A 19,421-nucleotide genomic window follows, 5' to 3' on the forward strand; every position below is an offset into this window, starting at 1 on the left:
AAATGCTGCATTGTTGGCAGTCTCTTGCCGGGTGTTACGCTATTATCAGAAAGATAAATCCAAACAGAGTTGAAACTCATAATGTGCAGATGGATAACCGCCCCTTTATGCCTGCTGGGCACGCTGCTGGCTTTTAGCACGCAGGCTGAGCCCTTACAGGCCATTTATAGCGACTGGCAGGTCAGTTGTGACAACCTTAACCACTGTGTCGCGCGCAATTCTCAGGACGGCCAGGAACTGGTGATGAAAATCAGTCGTGAAGCCGGACCGGAAGGAAAATCCTCCGTCAGCATTGATTATCAGCGTAACAGCGATGAACAAAGTGCAGATGCGCCGGTTGCCGGACGCCTGCAAATGAACGGCAAAACCCTGAGCTTTAATCACCGTGAATGGGATGTCAGTAAAAAACATCTTTCCACAAATAATCGTCTGGTAGTGAATGATTTTATCGCCGCCATTCGCGAAGGCAGCGCAATTTCGCTGGCGGGTAAAGCGGATCCGGCACAACCGGTGCCTCCGGTGATTTCCCTGAAAGGCATAAAAGCCGCATTACTGGCGATCGATGCCCAGCAGGGGCGCGTCGGTACTAAAACGGCGTGGGCTAACCGCGGCACAAAACCGGTAAATACCGTACCACCGATCCCTTCCGCGCCGGTTCTGCCGCATTTCAGTGAACCGCAGGCGTTAACCGAATCTGAAATCTCAGCCATCACGCAAAACGCGGCGACCACGATTGAGAATAACGATTGCAGCCTGGATCCTTCTGAACGTGAGGTGCATATTTTTGCCTTGAGCAGCGACAAGGCCCTGATGACCGTCAATTGCGATATGGGTGCGTATAACCTCTTCGCGCTGGGTTTTCTGGTGAACCGGCAGGCGCCTTATAAGATGGACGATCTGGCGCTGAATATGCCGTTTAAACTGGGCGAGGATGAGGGATCACCTGAGCTGATCAATGCAGATTTCGATCCTAAAACCGGCACGCTTTCGACCTATGACAAAGGGCGGGGTATAGGGGATTGTGGTGTTTCATCGCGCTGGATATTTGATGGTAAAGCGTTCCGTCTGGCGGCGTTTGCTTCTGAACCCAGCTGCGACGGGTACAGCAGCGGCGGAGAATGGCCGGTACTTTGGGTGACTCAACCGTAACCCCGGCACAAACTGAGAATAAAAAAATGCCCTGTGAGCTTTCGCTTGCAGGGCATTTTCTTTTGCAGTGTTACGTCGCCGGAAAGTTTATTCGGACGCTTTCACCACGACTTTGTTGCTGGCGAACTCAACGTTCATATCAGCAACGATTTTGCAGCGCTTACGGGTTTCGACTTTACCGTTGACCTTGACCTGGCCTTCAGCAATCACTGCTTTCGCAGTACCGCCGCTGTCACACCAGCCCATAAATTTGAGCAGGTCGCACAGTTCTACGTGCGGGTGCTTTTCGAGAAAGAAAGTTTCCATGTGTTCCTGACTTTTTGTGTAGTGCGAATTGTTTAAGGCTTACTGGCGCTGATGTCGTGATATTCCTCGCACGCCTGCAAGGTATTCTGAATCAGCGTCGCGACCGTCATCGGGCCAACGCCGCCCGGCACCGGTGTGATAAAGGAAGCGCGCTCAGCGGCGGCATCATATTCCACATCGCCGACAACTTTACCACTTTCCAGGCGGTTAATACCGACATCAATGACAATCGCGCCCGGTTTAATCCATTCGCCGGGAATAAAGCCCGGTTTACCGACCGCGACAACCACCAGATCGGCATTCTCAACATGATGTCGCAAATTTTTGGTGAAACGGTGCGTAACGGTGGTGGTGCAACCGGCCAGCAGTAATTCCATACTCATCGGACGCCCAACAATGTTGGAAGCGCCGATCACCACCGCGTTCAGACCGAAGGTATCGATACCGTAACGCTCGAGCAGCGTCACGATGCCACGCGGCGTACAAGGGCGCAGCGTTGGCGCGCGCTGGCACAGACGGCCAACGTTATACGGATGGAAACCGTCGACGTCTTTGTCCGGATGAATGCGTTCCAGCACTTTAATGTTATCGATACCGGCGGGCAGAGGAAGTTGCACCAGAATGCCGTCGATTTCGCTGTCGTTATTGAGCTTTTCAATCAGATCCAGCAACTCGCCTTCGGTAGTGGTTGCAGGCAAATCGTAAGACCGCGAGATGAACCCGACCTCTTCACACGAACGGCGTTTGCTGGCGACATAAATCTGCGATGCCGGGTTTTCACCTACCAGTACCACAGCCAGACCCGGCGCACGTTTTCCTTCGGCCAGTCGTTGTTGAACACGCGCCGCAACTTCGCTTCTGACTTGCTGCGCAATCGTTTTACCGTCAATAATCTTTGCTGCCATCAGGGAATAAATCCATCAATTAATAAATGCAGGGGGATGCGCCTATTTTGTCAGAAGCGGCGGGCGCTGTCAGGCGTTGAATGCGAATAACTTGTTTAAACGGGTGAGAATTACGGGTGAGAATTTAACCTGAGACAGTGGCGAAAAAAGTGTCTATTTTAGATATGACTCTTTTTAAATCATAAGGAAAGAAACAAATGACACGCAAAGTGGGGATCATCGGTGCCGGTCATGTGGGCGCTGATGTTGCATTCTCTCTGGTCACGCAGGGGTTGTGTGACGTGATTGTCTTGCTCGATGAGAACGAACCTAAAGCGGCCAGTCAGGCGCTGGAGTTGCGTGATATGGCGTCGCTGATCTCTTCACGCGTGCAGGTCATCGCCAACGATTACAGCGAACTGCGTGATGCCGACGTTTTAGTCATCGCCATCGGCCCGAAAACCTTACTGCGTGAAGATCGTCTGGAAGAACTCGCTGAGACCCGTGCCGCCGTGCGTGAAGTTATCCCGCGCGTGATTGCCAGCGGTTTCGGCGGCGTTATCCTGAACATCACCAATCCGTGCGATGTTATTACGCAAATTATTCAGCAGACCAGCGGATTCCCGGACACGCAGGTGTTCGGCACCGGCACGTCGCTGGATACCGCGCGCATGAAACGCGTGGTCGGCGAGTTTTTTGGCATCGATCCGAAAAGCGTGACCGGCTATGTCATGGGTGAGCACGGCGAATCGCAGTTTGTCGCCTGGAGCACCGTGACACTCGGCGGCCGTCCTGTGGCAGAACTGGCGGGCGATCGTGACGTCGACTGGGCAAAAATGAACGATGCCGTGCGCGGCGGTGGCTGGGAAATCCTGCAAGGGAAGGGCTGGACCAGTTTTGGTATCGCCACCGCGACGGCGCGACTGGTGGATGCGATCTTGTCCGATGCGCGCAGCGTCTGGCCGGTTACGGCCTGGGACGAAGAACTGGGTGTTTATATCGGCCAGCCGGCGGTCATCGGCAAAAAAGGTATTGTGCAAACGCTGCAACCGGAACTGACCGCTTACGAAGGTGTGGCGTATCACGCTTCTGCCCGCGTTATCGCGGCAGCGCTGAAATCTGAAAAATAGCCAACACCCGTCACATAACGTTGCAAGGCGGTCCGGGAATATCTGCAAATTGTTCAGGCATTAAGCAGAGAGTTCGAAAGCCATTGACTCATCCCGGTCTGCCCGTATAATCCGAACCCGCAACGCTCCCGAAAGGGACAAGCAATGCGCCCTTAGCTCAGTTGGATAGAGCAACGGCCTTCTAAGCCGTAGGTCACAGGTTCGAGCCCTGTAGGGCGTACCATTTCAAAGAAATAAATCCTTCATCAGCCAGCTCACACCCGCCACTACCACCAGATTCACTATCACACTGATGGCGAACCAGGTTTTAAAAGGCTGTTTTTTCGTTTTATGTCGAAAAAGCTGCTGGCCAACAATCGCTCCAATCCAGCCACCGGCAAAACCAAGCAGCAGCAAGGTGAATTCAGGAACTCTGCTCGTCGAGTGACAGGCTGCTCGTTTGTCCACACCGTAAAAGACCAGCGTCAGCAGATTGACGATTAAGAACCACATCACAAAAGGGTGGGGGGAACAGGCGCTGCCAGCCGCTGCGGTTATCAGCAACAGATAGATTAAATGTTTAAAATTCATAGTGTTGACTGCATAACTACGCCTTCAGCCTGTACGCCGGAATGCGCCTTGTCGTCCCGGTCAGCGTATCAAATACCTCGATTTCAGACGTTGCTATCGCCATTCCCGTTTTTCTCAGCCGTAAAACATCAGCCGCAATACGCTGAAGTCCGAACCAGAACAGTCCGTCCAGCGGATTGACCTCCAGCCCGGCTTCCAGTGCTAACCGGAGACGATCGCGTGGCACTTTGGTTTGTTGCGCGATTTCCCGGTAAGTGGCTTCCGTTGTTCCTGTCGCATCGATGCGCCGGATACGGGTCGTAAGACGGTATTGAAACTCATCGGGTATCCCGCCCAGATCCATTTTGAGGCTGTAGACGCAGCCGAAGCGTTTGCCATTAAACAGGACATTTTTCTGACTGAGTTGCAATTCATCGCGCACGCTGTCAATGAGCTGGGGCGCGCGGGTAAGCAAAAGCCGGAAAGGCAGCTCAAAGCTGGTGACATAGTCCACATTGAGCAGGGCGATACGCAGGCGCTCTGCGGCGCCCGCGTTATTTTCCTGACATTCGGCAATCACATCTTTCCATTGCTGGATAAGGCGAGGGGATTCTGCCGCTTCAGAAAAATGGTATTTTTCAATCTGGTAGTCAATGCGTCCGGTCACACCAAATTCCCTTCTGGTCACATTTCAGTATCGGTTGATTACTTTATACCAGCGACAGGTCATCACCGGAAGCCTTCACGAAGGCCTCACTGCGAGGACAGAATATGTCTCCGGAACGCATCACGCCATTTCCTGCTGGCTAGAAATACTGCCTTAGAAATCGAGTTCCAGCGCAAAACATAAATAGGCCATCAGTGGCGCACAATGCCTGAACTGTTCTGCACAAAAATCGACAACATCTGGCCTGCACAAGTCTTCAAAGGCGATATTTTTGATCGCGATATAATCTTTGCGTTTTAATTCAGCTAACAGCGGGTGGTTATTGTCGTAGCCTCTTGGCGGACGGATCAGGCTGTCGCCATCCATTGCAAACCCGTTATCGTGCAATGTCTTAAGGGCTTTTTGATAGGCATTCGGGTTCTCGTCAATGCACGCCCGGATGGCGTTTAAGGCTTTCGATTCCGGATGCCAGATCCCCGCCGCAATAAAACAACCGTCTTCGGCGATGTGCAGATAGAGGCCGGGAGCGTGAACGTCTTTGCCCTGAAAATGACGAAACTGAATGCCGACATTGGTTTTGTAAGGCGTTTTATCTTTGCTGAACCGGCTGTCGCGCTGCGGGCGCATCAGGCTGCCACCGACTTTCTTAGCGACGGCAGTCAGCCTCGGAGAAATGGCGACAATCTCTGGCTGCATCTGCTCGATAAAGTGCAGCGCCGGGGTTCTCAGCGTGTTCTCGTATTCGTCCTGATTAGCCTTAAACCAGTCACGGGTGTTGTTCTGCGCGAGTTTATTCAGAAATTGCAGACCGGCGGCGCTAAAAATTGTCCCTGCCGCAACCGGCGTTTTAGGTGTCTGAGTCGTCATTATCGGTAAGCCTTTATCACTGCCAATAGGAAATCAGGGTAAATCCTGACGCCAGACACGACTCAGTGCAAACTGAAAAGTAAAATATTTTCCCTTCAATAAGGCTCATTTGTCCAGGGTGATCCCGATCACAAAAAATCCGGCGCAGCAGGATGGTGTATAGATGCGCCTTTCCTGCTCTTACTCTGCTGGAAACTTTCGGTTATCGTAATCGCTGAATACTTTCAGGGAGCAGCTAATGCGTGAATTAGAAAAAATGATCCAAGGTTTGGATTACCAAATCAATGATGCGGAATTACGTGAAATTCGTTATCAGACCCGCGATAAAGTGGATGAATTTAATGCGCTGAGTGCCCGCCAGGCGCCTGAGAAAGATGCGCTGATAAGAACGATTTTTGGTGAGGTGGGAAGCAATGTTCATTTCGAAAAAGGCATGCGCATTGATTACGGTATCAATACCACGCTCGGCAATAATGTTTTCATCAATTTCAATTTTGTTCTGCTCGATTGCGCACCGGTCACGATAGGAAATAACGTTTTCATCGGGCCTGACGTGCAGATTTATACCGCACAACATCCGCTGGATATTGACCTGCGGCGTGAACATATTGGCAGCGCACAGCCGGTGAGTATCGGGAACGATGTCTGGATTGGCGGCGGATGCATAATTTTGCCTGGCGTGACGCTGGGTGATGGTTGCACGGTCGGCGCTGGCAGTGTGGTGACCCGCTCTGTACCTGCGGGCGCAATCGCCTGTGGCAACCCTTGCCGGATAATTCGTGATAATGCGCAGGGGGCTGACTGACTGTTCAGTATTTCAGGGGCAGTTTATGTACTTTTTTGAGAATGCCGTTTTCCAGGGTGACATAGCCACCTTGTTTTAACTGGGCGAGCATTTTCATGATAGTACTGCGGGAAAGACGTGTCTTTTGCTGAACATAGGTTACGGCGACGGTAATATTACGAATTTCCTCGGGTTCATTCATCAGTTCAATCAGATGAAAACGAATGATTTCATAAGATGAATTACCGGTGAGCAATACACCTTTGGTGAATATACTGCCGGTCATTCTGAAAATATGTTTGGATAACATCTCCCATAAATCAAGCTCATTAATTAATGCGTGCATTTCTGGAACGGTAGTCATCGCCACTTCTGATTCTACCTTCGATTCAATATATAAACCCGCTGATTCCGGTATCGCACCGCCTATACCGATAATGCCCGGTAACTGTAATGTGCCAAGTAAAACAGGATCGGCACTGTGATGAATGCTGAACCAGCCATTGCGGACGAAATAACAATATGACGTACCGTTTTTGAATAAATCAAAGCGCGTCTGAGCAGGAACTATATTGAATTCCAGATACGGGCTGAGTTTCTCAAACAGTGCTGCCGTCGCATAGAGCAGGCTTGTATCGTGTTCACTTTTCAGCGTCGTAGGGTCTTTCATTGCAAGTGCCAGGGTGACAGAGAATTCTTTTAAATTTAGCACAATTCTCTGCAGGTCGGGCACCACTGCGCCAGTGGATTTAAACGTTACTGATAAGTAAACGTCATGAGCATCACGCTGTTAATATCCCCCGAACCGGCACTGCCCGCGGGGGCGATAACCCGTCCGGCCAGGGCGAAAATGGCGTTGTGCTGAACCGGATCAATACCGACCGTCATTGTACTGCCGCTGCCTTTTACGCTGGATTTTGTGGCGTCATCCACCACCTGAATCGCCACATTGGCGGCAGAACCGCTGTTTAGAAAGAGTGTCGGATCGCCCGGATATACTGCGCCGCTAAAGGTGGCGGTTGCACTGAGGGTGGTCGCGGGACAATTGTTCAGTCTGACCTGAAAGGGCTTCCAGTCCGAAGCGGCGCCCGCAGTACGTAAATCTGTTCCGAGTAATTGCCCGAAGTTTACTGTCCGGCTGACCGAACCGGTATCGACGGAGCAGGGCGCGGCAACGATATTCCCCGTGACGTTGATATTCACGAGATCGGTAGCCCTTACCTGATTTGAAAACAAAATCACGGGTAATGCAAAGCCGGCTGCGAGTAAGATTTTAAATCTCTGCACGTTCATTTTCATTATTGATACGCCAGTGTGACAGTGGCGGAGGCATTAGCTTGCCCCGGGATCACCGTATCTGAGACCTGATAATAGCGGGCAGTAAATGCCGCGTTCAGCGTGCCACCTGAATTTGAAATAGCACCAGCCTGAAAATAATTATCAAACGTCACCGGCATATTATTGAAAAGCATTTGTACACCGATGCCTGTCGCATTGTTGGTGCCGCTGGTGATAGCCATCACGCCGTCAGGTTTAGACGCATAGGCAGGGGAACTCATGCTCATTGTGATATTGACCGGATTATCGCAGGTCACCGGAATGAAGAAGTTTCTGTCGCCTGCGGTAGAACCCGGACCGGTAAAAGCATTCACCGGGATATCGCCCAGCGGAACGGGGACAGTACTTCCCGTTGAACAGGAAACGCTGCGATAGATAATATTCCCCGCGTAAGAAACGGAGCTGTCGGTTGAACTGCCCAGACCCCAGCCGGTGTTATACATGCCGATACCGAATTTAGTCTGCGACTGGTTAAGCGAGCCGGTGCCGATGGTGGCAGAGGTTTTAACCAGCGCCAGAGTCATGCTGACAGAAAATGTTTTTCCGGGCGTACTGGAAATATATCCCAGCGGCGTGTTGCGGGTATCACAGCTCGTGCCCGCCCCCACGACACGTTGTCCGGCGGAGTTGACCAGCGTAATGCCAATGCCGCTGACGCCGGTATTATAAACGCCGGGCATACCGCTGATTTCTGTCCCGCTACCGTAATAACAGGTGATGATCACCGCGCCCTGAGGGACGCCACTGATTGCCGCGCAGTTACCGGCAAAAGCGAACACTTTCTCCGTGCCGGGAATGGTCGATCCAACGGGTAAGCTGGCATCTACCGCGATACTACCGAGCGTTGCGACACCCGGAATATTTGGCGAGCTGGTGCAACCGGTATTGGCCGCCAGCGCAGCGGGTGAAAGAAAACTCAGTCCGGCGAGTAAACCGGCCAGCATCACTATTTTTTTGATTATTTTCATCATCGGTATCCTTTCCCTTACCTGCATTGCGCGTTCAGCACCTGAACGCCTGTTGAGTCTGTCGCTGGTTTTGCCAGGCTGTAATGCACGGCACACTGTTCCGCCGGGGTGTTTCCCCATTTCGCCAGCAGCGAACCGCTTTCTGCCATGCCGGTCAGATAGACCTGTCCGGCGTCGCCGACAATAAAGCCCTGCGCGGTTTTCTGCGCCGTATCACTGACCGTGGCACCGAAAGGTACCGGTGAGCCATTCTGGCGCTGCAATGTCATCATCATGCGCAGGCCCACGCTTGCCGCAAAACGGGCACGCACGACCGCGCCGCGGGTCGGGATCACCGTCTGCGTGGTCTGTGGCAGTTCAACATCGTCAGGCAATGTTTCAGTATCCAGTTGCACCAGATTCTTACGGTACGGACTGCTGTAGGGAACGATGGCATAACCGCGCCAGTCGGTTTTTACGCCAGGCTGATTGCTGATGCTGACACCGCTGGCGCCGGAAGCCTGGACCAGCGCAAGGGTTTCGCCCATCGGCTGGCCGAGCGTGATGCCGTTTTCATGAGCCAAAATGCCGCCCTGAAGGCCATAGTTCAGGCGGCGACTGTTCTGGTCATAGGCATAACCCGCAGTCATTTCGCCGTAGGTACCCCGGTAATCGGCGTTCATATTGCCGCTGTTTCCCGTGCCCTGACTGCCATAGCCTTCCTGCACATTCCAGTTAAGGTTATTGGCAGCAAGCGCCGAACCGTTGAGCCCGACGGTATGTGTGGTATTTCCTTGTTCGCTGGTGTTGTAGCTGTAAGTGGCGTACACCGGGGCATCGAATAAACTTAACGGCACGCTGATGTTAAAACCGATGATTTGATCCCGGTCGTAAACACGTTTTCCGTCGGTGCCATCGTGACTGTTGCTGCTGGCATTTTCGTTATAGCTGTAATTGAGCCCGTAACTGATCCCGCGCCAGCTGTTGTTGTAGCCGACCCCGACTGAGCGCATTGAACGCCCGCTGTTCCAGTAATTCTCGCTAATCCAGCTCAGGGAAAACGACCCGGCACCCTGCCACAGGTTTTGACTCATGGTCATTTCACTGCGGTTACGGCGTCGTCCGGCAGGCAGTTCAGCATTCTGATCCCGCCAGGTATCCATCACTTCCTGCAGGTTGTAATAACCGTCAGTGGAGTATCGGTAACCTGCAATCGCGAAGTTAGTGCCGGTCTGTACGATGTTTTTGCTGTAGCGCACCCGCAGGGACTGACCGCTGACATGGGGCTGATTTTCCATCGCTGACCACGCGTGCGTCAGATCAGAGGAAAAGGCGCCGAAGTCGCCCAGATTCTTGCCCATGCCCAGCGTCACCGACTGATAGTGACTGGAGAACTGGCTGCCGCCGTAGGCCGTCAGACCATGAGGCAGACCATAAATAGCCGTCCCCTGACCAAAAGGTGTCGCGTCAACATTGTTGTCATACGCGCGATATTGTCCGCCGGTCAGACTGTATTTCAGGCGGCCTTCACGTTGTAACACCGGCAATGAGGCGAAGGGCACCACCAGCAACTGCTCGCTGCCATCGGCTTCTTTAATGGTCACGTATAAATCGCCGGAGCCACCGGTCGGGAACATATCCGCGATTTCAAATGCCCCGGGCGAAACGTAACTTTGGTAGATGACGTAGCCGTTCTGGCGCACGATGACCTGCGCATTGGTGCGCGCAATCCCCCGCACCACCGGCGCATATCCCTTCATACTTTCCGGCAGCATGTCATCGTCGGATGCCATTTGCACGCCGCGAAACGGCACGCTGTCAAAGATGTCAGCGGGCGAAGAACTGTCCCCGATCGTCATCTGACTTTTCAGCGAAATAATGCTGCGCGTGGCGTAGGTATAAACGGTATCCCATTTATCTTTGCCGCTGCCGTCATGCTCCCAGGTGGTGTAATTACGCAGCCGCCACGGCCCGATATTCAGACCGGGACGCAAATTGGCGTATTGCGTACTGCTGTTAGTGCCGGTGTGACTGCGGGCAGAATTGTCCGCGCCGCTCAGGTTGTAGTTGAGCAACGCGGCAGTGATGCCGTTATCCCACTGAGTTTCAGGTACATTTCCCCGGGCTTTCTGCGTTATCGCCGCCTGCGGTACGCTGAGTAACAGCTGCTGCGCACTGAAGCGAAATTCGGCTGTCCCCTGCGGGATGGCATCCAGATTGGCGCAGGGCGTCTGCGCGTTGCCCAGCTCAGGAAACAGCGGCGTTCTGATGCCCATGTCTTCCAGTTGTGCGAGGGTCAGGCAGGGCGCCAGAACCGTGGAGCCGTCGGCCATTTTCTGCGTATGGAACTCCACGTCCCGGGTATCCTGCAATTCATTGTTGAGATAAATATCAACGCGATAGGTACCGGGTAACTGACCTGAGCCTGTTTCAAATACCGACAGGTCGGCGCTGCCCTGACCCGCGCTTTCAATCTCAAGTAAGGCCGGGTTAAAGGTCTCACCTGCCTGAACGGCAAAAGAGGTTCCAGCGTAAAGGGCCAGCTGGCTGGCGATCAGACAGGCGAGGCTGTTCAAAGGCTGAGAAAATGGGGACTTTCCCTGTTGTTTATGGCGATTCATCCATGTATTCCCCTGCCGGAAGGGCTGAGAACGCCGCCTTCTGGCTTCATATTTATGTTTGGGCGCAGGTGTTTTGTGCTGACGGGTTTTGCAAAAGTGAATTACAGGGCAGCGGTATGCTCATCCCCGATACCGCCGTAATCACTGATGATTTTCCAGCTGACGCTACTTGCATTCGCGCCAGCGGGCAGGGCGAAACTGGCAGCGCCACCGGGGGCGACGAACGTCACATCCTTCACGTCTTTTCCGCCCACTTTCACCTGCATAAAGTTCATGTAAAACGGCGTCGGATTGCTCACCTGCAAGGTATTCCCGTTGCGCTGCCAGTGAAGCTTTTCGGTCACGGATTCCGGTACCCCCGTCACGCCTTTTGGCCTGTAAATCAGCTTGATGCGGGTTTTCACCGCAATCTGTAATGTGTTTTGATGATCATTACTTTCCGCCGCAGGAATGGATTTGATATTCATCCAGTACAGGGATTCTTTGTCAGACGGCAGATTGCCACCGGCCTGAACAACGCGAAGCACGTTCTGTTGTCCGCTGTTGAGGCGGAACAGCGGCGGTGTGACCATAAAAGGAGCTTTCTCAGCGCCCGTTCCGGCGGCCTCTACCCAGGTCTGGATCAGGTAAGGTTTTTTGTCCGGATTACTGACGCTCAGTGAAGACTCCTTCTTGCCACCGTCATAGATCAGACGCGTGCCGCCGACGACAACCCCGGCCTGTGCGGATGTGGCGCATACCAGCGTCACGGCCAGTAATGTGCATGGGAATATTTTCATAATGCATTTCCGATAACGTAGAAATACTGGCCGGCAGTGTCTGCCGGCCAGAAGTAAAACTCAGTCGCCCGGTGAAGGGCGACGAAGGATCAGTTGTAAATCACAGAGAAATTCGCGACGGAGTTAGCAGGGCCCGGATTAACAGTGTCGGACGTAGCGATGTAACGTGCTATGAAATCCAGATTGTTGTCCTGGGTGCTGGTCAGCGGATACGCTTTGGTTTCAGTGAACAGTGGCACCAGAGTATTGGTGTCATCGGTCAGTTGAATCGCCACGTTTTGCGCTACGCCTGCTTGCTGAGTCAGTGCGAGCAGGCTGGTATCGCCATTCACACTGGAACCGTCAAATTTAATCTTTGCCGTAGAGACAGTTGCCGGGCAGTTGGTCAGCACCAGGGTGAATTTGGTCGGTGCAGCGGTAGAACCGGCCCCGGTAAATTCACTTTTTGCCACCTGACCCATGACGACATTCAGCGGAGAGCTTGGGGTATTCACGATGTCGCAACCGGCATCGATAATTTCACCCGTAAAGTTCACCTGACCGCCTGCCGCCATCGCTGAAGTACCCCAAAAAATAGCGGTAGTAATAACAGCGAGACTGATTAAATTCTTTTTCATAATAATTCCTTTAAATGAATGAATCTGACTAAGAAAATAAAGTGCTGGATTTAGGGTAAATAAATCCCATCACTTTGAAATTCAAAGTGTCCATGATGTGTTATGTTTTTTTGCAGTGCCGGCAGCCCTAAGCAATCTCCGCTGAAAGTTAAATAACTTACTAAAACGCTAAGGTATAAACCGATGCGGAAATACTTATGACTGCGGTTGCTGGCGGCGATTTTGATTGAAGTGTGAGGATCTATACAAGATATTTATGAGTGTAATTTTACACCCATAAATAACTTTATAATTTAACGGGTTTTCGCATAATCCCTGCGCAAGAAAAGTCCTGGTAGTACTGGAGATTCGTGGAGGGAATCACGTGCAACGAGATATAAAGCCTTTTTTTACAGATAATTGCAGTATCAGAGACAAAAAGCCTCTGAAAGAAATTGAAACGTTAATCGAACATCTTTCTCCGGACTCACACATTCTCGAAACGAATATCAGGGACTCACTGAGTTATTCCGCTGATAAACAAAAGAATTGCTTCTTATTACACAGCGGCAACGTGATGCTGCACCGTAAAATCGATGGCATGGTATTAAATTCTGAATCCGCGCCCTATGTATTTGGAATAAGTACCCAATATACTGATCCGGATTATCTTTTTATCCGCATCCATGAACATTCGCAGGTCAGTTCACTGCCTGTCGATCTGGCGAATCAGATTGTTTCGGCAAACAATTTATGGCGCAGTCTGGCGCAGTTATTAATTTATACCGCCACACGGGTTTATGATCACTGCGCCAAGATTTCTGCGCTGTCCTCGTATGAAATTATTTGTTATCAGCTGTATGAGCTGATGTATGAACCGGAGGAGGTCAGGAATAATATCACCGTTGTGTCCTATGTGATGAACCGTACCTTCCTTTCGCGAAGTACCATCATGAAAATTCTCGCGCAACTGAAAACCGGGGGTTACATCGCTATGGAAAAAGGCATTTTAAAAACGATTAACCGTATTCCTTCACGTTATTAAGCGCTTGCTCTGATTATCTCCGCGTTTATTTTTTGCTAAAAGAAGCAAAGTCCTCCCTGTGAGGTTTAACGTAAGTCATTCATGAATAAAATTCATAACGCCATTCTGATTAGCCCTCTGGTGGCTGTCCGCTAAGGGCGATATTGTTACCTGACAATCAAACGGCCAGCGACAGTCTGTGCCGAAGCGGAGAATGAAATGACTGATAAAATGAAAATCACCAAAAGCGGTTCTGTGCCTTCACAAAAAGGGCCGGAGAATTATTTCACCGGTAAGGTGCGTATCGATTCGCCTTTCAGCGGCACGGAATCCGCCCGCGTCGGCGGTGCAACAGTGACTTTCGAGCCGGGTGCGCGTACCGCATGGCATACGCATCCGCTGGGTCAGACGCTGATTATCACGCAGGGGCGCGGCTGGTTGCAGGAAGAAGGCGGTGAGATCCGTGAGATGAATGTCGGCGATATCGTGTGGATCCCGGAAGGCGTAAAACACTGGCACGGTGCTACTCCTGAAAATGCCATGACCCACATCGCGATTGCCGAATCTCTGAACGGCAGCCCGGTTGAGTGGATGGAAAAAGTGACTGACGCTCAGTACTCAAAATAATTTTCCACCCTGCCTCAGGACGCAGTTTTTTGGCTGCGTTCACTCAAATCCTGTCCGGTATTGCTGGTCAGGATTTCGTTGTTTAACCTAAATTCGCGCATTAACGATCAATCCCTCCGATTTACGCCTAAAAACCCCGCTGTTCGGGCTATTGAAACCCATGCTTTCTGTAGCTCTCTCATAAGCAACTCGACTACTATAAATAGATATCAACTTAAGAGTCGCTTCAGGTATGCCATATTATTCTCCTGGTGAAAGCCTTGTTCGCGAGCGTTCAGATCGCTTCTTACGCCGAATGTACTTTATGCGCATGCTGGGCACATTTCTGTGCTTTTTCCCGATCCTTTCCGTTCTTCTGGAACGGGGGGCTTCCTGGATTGCGGTCTCTTTGCTGACGCTGAATGCCTTTGTCTGGCCACATGTCGCGATGATGATTTCCCAGCGGTCTAAACACCCCAATCAGGCTGAATTTCGAAATCTGGCGTTTGATGCGATTGCCGGTGGCGCGTGGGTGGCGCAGATGGGGGTTTGTTTGCTGCCCTCGGCGGTGATCACCTCAATTCTCATTGCTGACCGGTTCTCTGCCGGAGGCTGGCAATTACTGCGCCGCGCTGCGCTGTTTTACTGCATCGGATTTATTGTTTGCTGGCCATTCACCGGGATGACGTTCTATACCACCGTCACTGACCGGACGTTATGGCTGACATTGCCTCTTTCGACGATTTACATTATTGCGTTCAGCGCAGCCAATTATTCCATCTCAAGAAAGCTGCGTGATAAACAGCATGAGCTGGAGAAATCGGCGCTGATGGATCCATTTCTCGGTTTGCCCAACAGAAGGTTACTTGACCGGCGACTGATGCTGGAATTTGAACGCTCTAAACATGACCTGGCCTGTCTGATGGTGCTGGGCGTGGACGATCTGAAAATGGTGAATGATCTGTTCGGGCGCGAAGCGGGCGATTATGTGTTGCGATCGGTTTCCGCTATTTTGCGTCAGGAAACGGGGCTGAATGATTTTCCAGCTATTCTGGGTGGCGATGAATTTGTGGTTATTCTGCCGGGCGTTTCGGAGGAAGAAGCTTATGCCGTCGGTTACCGGTTATTACTGAAAACGTCTGAAATTCGTTTATCGCAGGATGAAGGGTTTCAGTGTTCATTGAGTATTGGTGTGGCGACATCGAAACATCATGAGGATTATCATCAGTGGCTGGCGACAGCGGAACGTGCGCTGATGAATGTAAAACGTAATGGTAAAAACAGTATTGGCAGCGCGGGCAGGGCAGAAGCCGTCGCCTGACTATACTGAATACACTATTAGCGACATAACGACATACACGAATGAACAAATATTTTCCCGGATGAAAAATGAAAAATATTAAAATAATGATGGTGGCAGCAGTTGCAGTGACGGGTGTTCTGGCAGGATGCTCATCAATTGATAAACCCGTTGGCGCTGAAACTTACCGGCCTGCGAATTACGATGCATCATTTGCACAGGGCGAGGCGAGCTATACCACGTCAGTGTTTTCGATACTTGAACGCCAGCGTCGCGCGGATACTTACAAGAAGATCTTCGAATTCTGCAGCGGCAAATTCCAGACGCTGGGCGAAAGTGACGACGGCGAAACGATGCATATCCGCTTCGCCTGCTTGCCAAAAGAAACGGTTCAGACCCAAAGTTCTTATTCAATACAGCAGAAGTCTCCTTCACTTTACTGAGTTTAAAACTGACTCGGAGGTTTTATGAGCAAGGAAAGACCTGATTTTATCCGTCACTGGACTGAGCTCGAAGGCGCTGACGACGGCAATTATCCTGGCGATGACGAACTGATGTCGATTGGCGCGCCGCTCGGCAAAACGCTCGGACTGACGCGTATTGGCATTCATCATGAACGCCTGTTGCCTGGCCGCCGCACCTGTTATGCCCACGCGGAAAGTGCAGAAGACGAATTCGTGTATGTGCTGGAAGGGCATCCTGATGCCTGGATCAACGGCACATTGCACCGGCTGAACGCAGGTGACGCAGTAGCGTTTCCGCACGGTACGGGGATTTGCCATACCTTCATCAATAACACGGATGAGGAAGTGCGGTTGCTGGTCGTGGGTGAAGCCAATAAACCGGAAAACCGGATTTATTATCCGCTCAATCAGGAATATGAGGCGACGCGCAAAGACCGCTGGCAGGATGTTCCGCAGCAGGAATTTGGCGGGCACGATGGTCTTTCCGATGTAAGAAGACAGCAAATAAAAAAACCGGTGTAGAAACCGGTCTTTCTGTACTTTCCATTAATTTCTCAATAATCACCGGGTGATTACTGGATGGAAAGCGACTGCCAGCGTTGCTGACAATAAGGCATCATCTTGTGGATCTTCAGACTTTGCGCCTGATGATGATTCAGGGAATAACCTTCCGGCGTGATCTCTAAGGTATCACCGGCTTTCAGGGTAAAATCGTTATCCACGGACAGGATCAGCTTCAGATTTCTGAACGCCTGAATGCAGATATACTTCAGCCCCGTCTGAGGGATGCTCAGGATATCTATGATTTTCCATTCCATATTCTCACTCCTTTCGTGTTTCTGTCTGATTTCTCGTGAGTCTTTCTGCCTCTTTTTTAACTCATAAGTCCGTCATGTTTTGTCATCACAAAGTAATGATTTCTTTATAGGCGTTCCGATAGGTTCAATGCTTGAACTGACTCACAAAAGAGGCAGGAAGAACTTTCACAGATCGCATAATGGATTAATTAGGACAAAATGCATTTATTCGGAACGAACCCTGGAAATGAAAAACGAAAGCAAAAAGACTTGAAATGACAACGATAAAACAGGTATTTCTGAATCCTTTCTGATTTTCAGGGCTGAACATCATGACAACTGATTCATTATCTGTGCCGGAGGATGATTTCATCTGGCTGGAAGGATTGCGTAACGAAAAAGCGCTCGAATGGGCGCACGAACAAAATGCCATCACACTCGCGGCTTTCACACAAGGCAGTGAATTTACGCCTCTGCGCGAGAAAGTGCTGCTAGGGCTGAACTCTCCGGAGCAGATCCCGGTCGTCTCAAAGTGCGGCAATGACTGGTACAACTTCTGGCAGGATGCACAGAATCCCAAAGGATTACTGCGCAGAACCACGCTCGACGAGTTTCGTAAACCGCAGCCGAAGTGGGAAACCGTGCTGGACATCGATGCGCTGGGCAAAGCCGAAGGAAAAGACTGGGTGTATCACGGCGTGTTCGCGCTGAAGCCCGATTTTAACCGTGCGCTGATTTTTCTGTCACCGGATGGCGGCGATGCTTCTGAAGTGCGTGAGTTTGATTTGCGGACGCTGGAATTTGTCTCTGACGGATTTTTCCTGCCCGTCGCCAAAAGCCGTACCGGCTGGATTGATCACGACCATCTGTTTGTCGCCACCGACTTTGGCGAAGGCTCGCTGACCGATTCCGGTTATCCGCGCATTGTAAAAATCTGGCAGCGCGGCACACCGCTCTCAGAAGCCAAAACGGTATTCAGCGCCGATAAGAAAGACATGCTGGCGGCCGGTTATCACGACAGTTTTAAAGGTTTCGAACGCGATTTTGTGGTGCGCGTTATCGACTTTTATCACCGCGAGGCCTTTGTGCTCAATGCGCAAAAAGAGCTGACCCGGATTGACCTGCCAACGGATGCCAAATTCAGTACCTGGCGCGACTGGCTGCTGATCCAGCCTTCCAGCGAATGGCAGATTAACGGCGAAACATGGCCTTCCGGCTCACTGCTGACCGTAAACTTTGATGCGTTTCTGGCCGGGGAACGCGCGCTGAAACCGCTGTTTATGCCGGGGGCGCATTCGTCTCTCAGCGGTGTGACGGCAACCCGCGACCAGTTAAACGGTTATTCCTTGACCAGCGATCACATCATCCTCAGTATCACGCACGATGTGGTCAATCGCCTCGAAGTGCTGACGCCGGAAAACGGTGAATGGCGGCGTGAACCGTTCGGCAAGGTGCCGGAGCTGAGTAAAATTCATGCCTGGGGCGTGGATGACGACACCAACGAATATTTCGTGACGGTCAGCGGGTTCCTGCAACCGGCGAGTTTATCACTCGGTAATCTGGATAACGGCGTGGAGGTGGAGGCTGAACTACTGAAACAGGATCCGTCGCATTTTGATGCATCGCGTTATCAGGTCAGCCAGCATTTCGCGCAATCTGATGACGGCACACGCGTGCCGTATTTTGTTATCTGTCGCAAAGACGTGGTGTACAACGGGCAAAATCCGACGCTCCTTTATGGTTACGGCGGCTTTGAAGTCTCGCTGGATCCGTATTATCTCGGCGTCAGCGGCGTGTCGTGGCTGGATCGCGGCGGCGTCTTTGTGGTCGCCAATATCCGTGGCGGCGGTGAATACGGGCCGGAATGGCATAAAGCGGCACTGAAAGAAAAACGTCTGCGGGCGTATGAGGATTTCGCCTCGGTCGCCAAAGCGCTCATCGCCAGCAACATCACCTCTCCGGCGCATCTTGCGGCGCAGGGTGGCAGCAACGGTGGTTTGCTGGTCGGCAATATGCTGACGCGTTATCCTGAGTTATTCGGGGCGATTGTTTGTGAAGTTGCGCTGCTGGATATGTACCGTTATACGCAAATTTCGGCAGGCGCTTCGTGGATTGCCGAATATGGCGACCCGCAGAAGCCGGAAGAGTGGGCGTTTATCCGCGAGTTTTCGCCGTATCATAATCTTGATGCAACGAAAAAATATCCGCCGGTGCTGATAACCACTGCCACCAGCGATGATCGCGTCGGACCTGACCATGCACGTAAAATGGCCGCCAAAATGCAGGCAATGGGCATCCCGGATGTGTATTTTTATGAGAATACCGACGGGGGGCATAGCGCAGCGGCAGACAAGGCGCAATCTGCGTTTAAGCGCGTGATGGTGAGTGAGTTTCTGTTGCACTTCATTGGACGTAAAGCATAGAAAGAAAGCCGATGCAGTGATTCGGTGACTTAAGCCAAACGGGATGCCATTACGGTATCCCGTTAATATTTCGACATGTTTTAACCGCCAATATTCTCCCTAAAAACATTGCCCCGCCAATCCTTCCTTGTTTATTATTTCAGCCTTACTTGATAACAATTATCAAAATCATTTCTTATTCATTCTCATC

21 protein-coding genes and 1 tRNA gene are annotated in these 19,421 nt (G+C 51.5%); 10 read left to right on the forward strand and 12 right to left on the reverse strand.

The features are described from left to right. Positions 1–81: 81 nt before the first annotated feature. A complete protein-coding gene (locus EC840_RS09790; protein WP_112287596.1) occupies positions 82–1,149 on the forward strand; it encodes a DUF1176 domain-containing protein in 1,068 nt (355 codons plus the stop codon). 87 nt (positions 1,150–1,236) lie between these two features. On the opposite strand, the gene ybcJ is transcribed toward EC840_RS09790, so the two are convergent. Beyond that, a complete protein-coding gene (gene ybcJ / locus EC840_RS09795) occupies positions 1,237–1,455 on the reverse strand; it encodes a ribosome-associated protein YbcJ (protein WP_013576535.1) in 219 nt (72 codons plus the stop codon). Positions 1,456–1,487: 32 nt separating this feature from the next. Beyond that, positions 1,488–2,360, reverse strand: coding sequence for a bifunctional methylenetetrahydrofolate dehydrogenase/methenyltetrahydrofolate cyclohydrolase FolD (gene folD, locus EC840_RS09800; protein ID WP_095925051.1), 873 nt, complete (start codon positions 2,358–2,360; stop codon positions 1,488–1,490). Positions 2,361–2,557: 197 nt separating this feature from the next. On the opposite strand from folD, the gene EC840_RS09805 reads away from it, so the two are divergent. Beyond that, positions 2,558–3,469 carry an L-lactate dehydrogenase gene (locus tag EC840_RS09805; RefSeq protein ID WP_132965111.1) on the forward strand — a complete coding sequence of 304 codons (912 nt, stop codon included), beginning with the start codon at positions 2,558–2,560 and terminating at the stop codon, positions 3,467–3,469. Positions 3,470–3,615: 146 nt separating this feature from the next. Further along, a tRNA-Arg gene (locus tag EC840_RS09810) sits at positions 3,616–3,692 on the forward strand. Between the two features lie 2 nt (positions 3,693–3,694). Here EC840_RS09810 and EC840_RS09815 read toward each other — a convergent pair. From EC840_RS09815 to EC840_RS09825, 3 genes are all read right to left on the reverse strand, one after another. After that, positions 3,695–4,039, reverse strand: a complete 345-nt coding sequence (locus EC840_RS09815) for a DUF1294 domain-containing protein (protein WP_132965113.1) — start codon at positions 4,037–4,039, stop codon at positions 3,695–3,697. Positions 4,040–4,055: 16 nt separating this feature from the next. After that, entirely contained in the window at positions 4,056–4,685 is a 630-nt protein-coding gene (locus EC840_RS09820; RefSeq protein ID WP_132965115.1) for a DNA-binding protein, read from the reverse strand. 153 nt (positions 4,686–4,838) lie between these two features. Further along, positions 4,839–5,552 carry a DUF2461 domain-containing protein gene (locus EC840_RS09825; protein WP_132965118.1) on the reverse strand — a complete coding sequence of 238 codons (714 nt, stop codon included), beginning with the start codon at positions 5,550–5,552 and terminating at the stop codon, positions 4,839–4,841. A gap of 238 nt (positions 5,553–5,790) precedes the next feature. Here EC840_RS09825 and EC840_RS09830 point away from each other — a divergent pair, with 238 nt between their 5' ends. Beyond that, the gene (locus EC840_RS09830) at positions 5,791–6,357 is read left to right on the forward strand and encodes a sugar O-acetyltransferase (protein ID WP_132965119.1); all 567 of its coding nucleotides are present in this window, start codon (positions 5,791–5,793) and stop codon (positions 6,355–6,357) included. A 4-nt stretch (positions 6,358–6,361) separates the two neighbouring features. On the opposite strand, the gene EC840_RS09835 is transcribed toward EC840_RS09830, so the two are convergent. From EC840_RS09835 to EC840_RS09860, 6 genes are all read right to left on the reverse strand, one after another. Then, complete coding sequence (locus EC840_RS09835; RefSeq protein ID WP_232829824.1) at positions 6,362–7,069, reverse strand: helix-turn-helix domain-containing protein; 708 nt, start codon at positions 7,067–7,069, stop codon at positions 6,362–6,364. Positions 7,070–7,092: 23 nt separating this feature from the next. Then, on the reverse strand, positions 7,093–7,539 hold the full coding sequence (locus tag EC840_RS09840; RefSeq protein ID WP_132965121.1) for a fimbrial protein: 447 nt from the start codon (positions 7,537–7,539) through the stop codon (positions 7,093–7,095). A gap of 95 nt (positions 7,540–7,634) precedes the next feature. Continuing rightward, positions 7,635–8,642 carry a fimbrial protein gene (locus EC840_RS09845; RefSeq protein ID WP_132965123.1) on the reverse strand — a complete coding sequence of 336 codons (1,008 nt, stop codon included), beginning with the start codon at positions 8,640–8,642 and terminating at the stop codon, positions 7,635–7,637. A 17-nt stretch (positions 8,643–8,659) separates the two neighbouring features. Beyond that, the gene (locus EC840_RS09850; RefSeq protein ID WP_132965126.1) at positions 8,660–11,242 is read right to left on the reverse strand and encodes a fimbria/pilus outer membrane usher protein; all 2,583 of its coding nucleotides are present in this window, start codon (positions 11,240–11,242) and stop codon (positions 8,660–8,662) included. A gap of 101 nt (positions 11,243–11,343) precedes the next feature. Next, positions 11,344–12,021: a molecular chaperone gene (locus EC840_RS09855; RefSeq protein WP_132965128.1), complete on the reverse strand. Its 678-nt coding sequence runs from the start codon at positions 12,019–12,021 to the stop codon at positions 11,344–11,346. 89 nt (positions 12,022–12,110) lie between these two features. Further along, a complete protein-coding gene (locus tag EC840_RS09860) occupies positions 12,111–12,638 on the reverse strand; it encodes a fimbrial protein (protein WP_113876075.1) in 528 nt (175 codons plus the stop codon). A gap of 556 nt (positions 12,639–13,194) precedes the next feature. Here EC840_RS09860 and EC840_RS09865 point away from each other — a divergent pair. The 5 genes from EC840_RS09865 to EC840_RS09885 all read left to right on the forward strand — a co-directional run bounded on the left by EC840_RS09865 (position 13,195) and on the right by EC840_RS09885 (position 16,533). Next, positions 13,195–13,662 carry a winged helix-turn-helix transcriptional regulator gene (locus tag EC840_RS09865; RefSeq protein WP_243701048.1) on the forward strand — a complete coding sequence of 156 codons (468 nt, stop codon included), beginning with the start codon at positions 13,195–13,197 and terminating at the stop codon, positions 13,660–13,662. A gap of 210 nt (positions 13,663–13,872) precedes the next feature. After that, positions 13,873–14,268 (forward strand): cupin domain-containing protein, encoded by a 396-nt coding sequence (locus EC840_RS09870; protein WP_113876250.1) that lies wholly within the window; start codon positions 13,873–13,875, stop codon positions 14,266–14,268. A 295-nt stretch (positions 14,269–14,563) separates the two neighbouring features. Next, positions 14,564–15,568 carry a diguanylate cyclase gene (locus tag EC840_RS09875; protein WP_279432770.1) on the forward strand — a complete coding sequence of 335 codons (1,005 nt, stop codon included), beginning with the start codon at positions 14,564–14,566 and terminating at the stop codon, positions 15,566–15,568. A 68-nt stretch (positions 15,569–15,636) separates the two neighbouring features. Beyond that, entirely contained in the window at positions 15,637–15,990 is a 354-nt protein-coding gene (locus EC840_RS09880; protein WP_112287611.1) for a hypothetical protein, read from the forward strand. 24 nt (positions 15,991–16,014) lie between these two features. Continuing rightward, complete coding sequence (locus EC840_RS09885) at positions 16,015–16,533, forward strand: cupin domain-containing protein (protein ID WP_120160312.1); 519 nt, start codon at positions 16,015–16,017, stop codon at positions 16,531–16,533. 50 nt (positions 16,534–16,583) lie between these two features. Here EC840_RS09885 and EC840_RS09890 read toward each other — a convergent pair whose 3' ends face one another. Beyond that, complete coding sequence (locus tag EC840_RS09890) at positions 16,584–16,829, reverse strand: hypothetical protein (protein ID WP_112287613.1); 246 nt, start codon at positions 16,827–16,829, stop codon at positions 16,584–16,586. A 311-nt stretch (positions 16,830–17,140) separates the two neighbouring features. On the opposite strand from EC840_RS09890, the gene EC840_RS09895 reads away from it, so the two are divergent. After that, positions 17,141–19,231 carry a prolyl oligopeptidase family serine peptidase gene (locus EC840_RS09895; RefSeq protein WP_132965132.1) on the forward strand — a complete coding sequence of 697 codons (2,091 nt, stop codon included), beginning with the start codon at positions 17,141–17,143 and terminating at the stop codon, positions 19,229–19,231. Positions 19,232–19,421: the final 190 nt, after the last annotated feature.

The sequence above is a fragment of the Rahnella sp. JUb53 genome (assembly GCF_004346065.1).
Taxonomy (GTDB): Bacteria; Pseudomonadota; Gammaproteobacteria; order Enterobacterales; family Enterobacteriaceae; genus Rahnella; species Rahnella variigena.